Here is a 5,060-nt window from a genome sequence, read left to right as displayed (position 1 = left end):
AGCGAGGACGCTGAGAACAGCGGGCCACATTCCGGCCCGATCTGTTCCGCTCTTTCGTGGTGCTAGCTCGATTACGAGCAAACATTCATGGAGAGTTTGATCCTGGCTCAGGACGAACGCTGGCGGCGTGCTTAACACATGCAAGTCGAACGATGAAGCCCTTCGGGGTGGATTAGTGGCGAACGGGTGAGTAACACGTGGGCAATCTGCCCTTCACTCTGGGACAAGCCCTGGAAACGGGGTCTAATACCGGATAACACTTCTTCGGGCATCTGAAGAGGTTAAAAGCTCCGGCGGTGAAGGATGAGCCCGCGGCCTATCAGCTTGTTGGTGGGGTAATGGCCTACCAAGGCGACGACGGGTAGCCGGCCTGAGAGGGCGACCGGCCACACTGGGACTGAGACACGGCCCAGACTCCTACGGGAGGCAGCAGTGGGGAATATTGCACAATGGGCGAAAGCCTGATGCAGCGACGCCGCGTGAGGGATGACGGCCTTCGGGTTGTAAACCTCTTTCAGCAGGGAAGAAGCGAAAGTGACGGTACCTGCAGAAGAAGCGCCGGCTAACTACGTGCCAGCAGCCGCGGTAATACGTAGGGCGCAAGCGTTGTCCGGAATTATTGGGCGTAAAGAGCTCGTAGGCGGCTTGTCGCGTCGGATGTGAAAGCCCGGGGCTTAACCCCGGGTCTGCATTCGATACGGGCAGGCTAGAGTGTGGTAGGGGAGATCGGAATTCCTGGTGTAGCGGTGAAATGCGCAGATATCAGGAGGAACACCGGTGGCGAAGGCGGATCTCTGGGCCATTACTGACGCTGAGGAGCGAAAGCGTGGGGAGCGAACAGGATTAGATACCCTGGTAGTCCACGCCGTAAACGTTGGGAACTAGGTGTTGGCGACATTCCACGTCGTCGGTGCCGCAGCTAACGCATTAAGTTCCCCGCCTGGGGAGTACGGCCGCAAGGCTAAAACTCAAAGGAATTGACGGGGGCCCGCACAAGCAGCGGAGCATGTGGCTTAATTCGACGCAACGCGAAGAACCTTACCAAGGCTTGACATATACCGGAAACACCTAGAGATAGGTGCCCCCTTGTGGTCGGTATACAGGTGGTGCATGGCTGTCGTCAGCTCGTGTCGTGAGATGTTGGGTTAAGTCCCGCAACGAGCGCAACCCTTGTCCTGTGTTGCCAGCATGCCCTTCGGGGTGATGGGGACTCACAGGAGACCGCCGGGGTCAACTCGGAGGAAGGTGGGGACGACGTCAAGTCATCATGCCCCTTATGTCTTGGGCTGCACACGTGCTACAATGGCCGGTACAATGAGCTGCGATGCCGCGAGGCGGAGCGAATCTCAAAAAGCCGGTCTCAGTTCGGATTGGGGTCTGCAACTCGACCCCATGAAGTCGGAGTTGCTAGTAATCGCAGATCAGCATTGCTGCGGTGAATACGTTCCCGGGCCTTGTACACACCGCCCGTCACGTCACGAAAGTCGGTAACACCCGAAGCCGGTGGCCCAACCCCTTGTGGGAGGGAGCTGTCGAAGGTGGGACTGGCGATTGGGACGAAGTCGTAACAAGGTAGCCGTACCGGAAGGTGCGGCTGGATCACCTCCTTTCTAAGGAGCACTTCTTACTCGGTCCGCCGAGTCAGAGGCCACTACGCAGGCAAACGTTCTGCGGTGGTTGCTCATGGGTGGAACGTTGACTACTCGGCACGGTCTCTTCAGACAGCAAGTACTGCCCTCGGGCGTGGAAAGTTGATCGAAGAGGGATCGGGTCGGGCACGCTGTTGGGTATCTGAGGGTACGGACTTCGGTCTTTATCTTCGCGATGCCGGCCCCAGTGCACTCGTCCGTAAGGGCGGGGTGATGGGTGGCTGGTCGTTGCTTGAGAACTGCACAGTGGACGCGAGCATCTGTGGCCAAGTTTTTAAGGGCGCACGGTGGATGCCTTGGCACCAGGAACCGATGAAGGACGTGGGAGGCCACGATAGTCCCCGGGGAGCCGTCAACCAGGCTTTGATCCGGGGGTTTCCGAATGGGGAAACCCGGCAGTCGTCATGGGCTGTCACCCATACCTGAACACATAGGGTATGTGGAGGGAACGCGGGGAAGTGAAACATCTCAGTACCCGCAGGAAGAGAAAACAACCGTGATTCCGGGAGTAGTGGCGAGCGAAACCGGATGAGGCCAAACCGTATGCGTGTGATACCCGGCAGGGGTTGCGCATGCGGGGTTGTGGGATCTCTTTGTCACAGTCTGCCGGCTGTGAGACGAGTCAGAAACCGTTGGTGTAGGCGAAGGACATGCGAAAGGTCCGGCGTAGAGGGTAAGACCCCCGTAGCTGAAACATCAACGGCTCGTTTAAGAGACACCCAAGTAGCACGGGGCCCGAGAAATCCCGTGTGAATCTGGCGGGACCACCCGTTAAGCCTAAATATTCCCTGGTGACCGATAGCGGATAGTACCGTGAGGGAATGGTGAAAAGTACCGCGGGAGCGGAGTGAAATAGTACCTGAAACCGTGTGCCTACAAGCCGTGGGAGCGTCGCGCATTGAGTTTACTCAATGCGTCGTGACTGCGTGCCTTTTGAAGAATGAGCCTGCGAGTTAGCGGTGTGTAGCGAGGTTAACCCGTGTGGGGAAGCCGTAGCGAAAGCGAGTCCGAACAGGGCGATTGAGTTGCACGCTCTAGACCCGAAGCGGAGTGATCTAGCCATGGGCAGGTTGAAGCGGAGGTAAGACTTCGTGGAGGACCGAACCCACCAGGGTTGAAAACCTGGGGGATGACCTGTGGTTAGGGGTGAAAGGCCAATCAAACTCCGTGATAGCTGGTTCTCCCCGAAATGCATTTAGGTGCAGCGTCGTGTGTTTCTTGCCGGAGGTAGAGCACTGGATAGGCGATGGGCCCTACCGGGTTACTGACCTTAGCCAAACTCCGAATGCCGGTAAGTGAGAGCACGGCAGTGAGACTGTGGGGGATAAGCTCCATGGTCGAGAGGGAAACAGCCCAGAGCATCGACTAAGGCCCCTAAGCGTACGCTAAGTGGGAAAGGATGTGGAGTCGCAGAGACAACCAGGAGGTTGGCTTAGAAGCAGCCACCCTTGAAAGAGTGCGTAATAGCTCACTGGTCAAGTGATTCCGCGCCGACAATGTAGCGGGGCTCAAGCGTACCGCCGAAGTCGTGTCATTCACACATATATCCCCAACGGGAGTGTGGATGGGTAGGGGAGCGTCGTGTGCCGGGTGAAGCAGCCGCGGAAGCGAGTTGTGGACGGTTCACGAGTGAGAATGCAGGCATGAGTAGCGATACACACGTGAGAAACGTGTGCGCCGATTGACTAAGGGTTCCTGGGTCAAGCTGATCTGCCCAGGGTAAGTCGGGACCTAAGGCGAGGCCGACAGGCGTAGTCGATGGACAACCGGTTGATATTCCGGTACCCGCTTTGAAACGCCCAGTATCGAATCCATTAATGCTAAGGCCGTGAAGCCGTTCCGGACCCTTCGGGGAAAGGAAAGTGGTGGAGCCGCCGGCCCAAGGTGGTAGTAGGTAAGCGATGGGGTGACGCAGGAAGGTAGTCCAGCCCGGGCGGTGGTTGTCCCGGGGTAAGGGTGTAGGCCGAGGGGTAGGTAAATCCGTCCCTCGTTAAGGCTGAGACCTGATGCCGAGCCGATTGTGGTGAAGTGGATGATCCTATGCTGTCGAGAAAAGCCTCTAGCGAGTTTCATGGCGGCCCGTACCCTAAACCGACTCAGGTGGTCAGGTAGAGAATACCGAGGCGTTCGGGTGAACTATGGTTAAGGAACTCGGCAAAATGCCCCCGTAACTTCGGGAGAAGGGGGGCCATCACTGGTGATCGGATTTACTCCGTGAGCTGGGGGTGGCCGCAGAGACCAGCGAGAAGCGACTGTTTACTAAAAACACAGGTCCGTGCGAAGCCGTAAGGCGATGTATACGGACTGACGCCTGCCCGGTGCTGGAACGTTAAGGGGACCGGTTAGTGCGCTTTCGGGCGTGCGAAGCTGAGAACTTAAGCGCCAGTAAACGGCGGTGGTAACTATAACCATCCTAAGGTAGCGAAATTCCTTGTCGGGTAAGTTCCGACCTGCACGAATGGCGTAACGACTTCTCGACTGTCTCAACCATAGGCCCGGTGAAATTGCACTACGAGTAAAGATGCTCGTTTCGCGCAGAAGGACGGAAAGACCCCGGGACCTTTACTACAGTTTGATATTGGTGTTCGGTTCGGCTTGTGTAGGATAGGTGGGAGACTGTGAAGCATGCACGCCAGTGTGTGTGGAGTCAATCTTGAAATACCACTCTGGTCGTGCTGGATGTCTAACCTCGGTCCGTGATCCGGATCAGGGACAGTGTCTGATGGGTAGTTTAACTGGGGCGGTTGCCTCCTAAAGAGTAACGGAGGCGCCCAAAGGTTCCCTCAGCCTGGTTGGCAATCAGGTGTTGAGTGTAAGTGCACAAGGGAGCTTGACTGTGAGACCGACGGGTCGAGCAGGGACGAAAGTCGGGACTAGTGATCCGGCAGTGGCTTGTGGAAGCGCTGTCGCTCAACGGATAAAAGGTACCCCGGGGATAACAGGCTGATCTTCCCCAAGAGTCCATATCGACGGGATGGTTTGGCACCTCGATGTCGGCTCGTCGCATCCTGGGGCTGGAGTCGGTCCCAAGGGTTGGGCTGTTCGCCCATTAAAGCGGTACGCGAGCTGGGTTTAGAACGTCGTGAGACAGTTCGGTCCCTATCCTCTGCGCGCGTAGGAATATTGAGAAGGGCTGTCCCTAGTACGAGAGGACCGGGACGGACGAACCTCTGGTGTGCCAGTTGTCCTGCCAAGGGCATGGCTGGTTGGCTACGTTCGGAAAGGATAACCGCTGAAAGCATCTAAGCGGGAAGCCTGCTTCGAGATGAGTATTCCCACCCCCTTTGAGGGGTTAAGGCTCCCAGTAGACGACTGGGTTGATAGGCCAGATGTGGAAGCCCGGCAACGGGTGGAGCTGACTGGTACTAATAGGCCGAGGGCTTGTCCTCAGTTGCTCGCGTCCACTGTGTT

2 rRNA genes are annotated in these 5,060 nt (G+C 57.2%); both read left to right on the top strand.

Annotated features, from left to right (window positions below):
- Positions 1-84 precede the first annotated feature (84 nt).
- Positions 85-1,610, top strand: a 16S ribosomal RNA gene (locus tag E2E34_RS31185).
- Between the two features lie 303 nt (positions 1,611-1,913).
- Positions 1,914-5,038, top strand: a 23S ribosomal RNA gene (locus E2E34_RS31180).
- Together the 16S and 23S rRNA genes form the textbook arrangement of a ribosomal RNA operon.
- The last annotated feature ends 22 nt before the right edge of the window (positions 5,039-5,060 follow it).

The organism is Streptomyces albidochromogenes, from assembly GCF_005981925.1.
Classification (GTDB): domain Bacteria; phylum Actinomycetota; class Actinomycetes; order Streptomycetales; family Streptomycetaceae; genus Streptomyces; species Streptomyces albidochromogenes.
The sequence above is the reverse complement of the archived record's forward strand: the minus strand, read 5'-3'. Positions and strand labels throughout refer to the sequence as shown.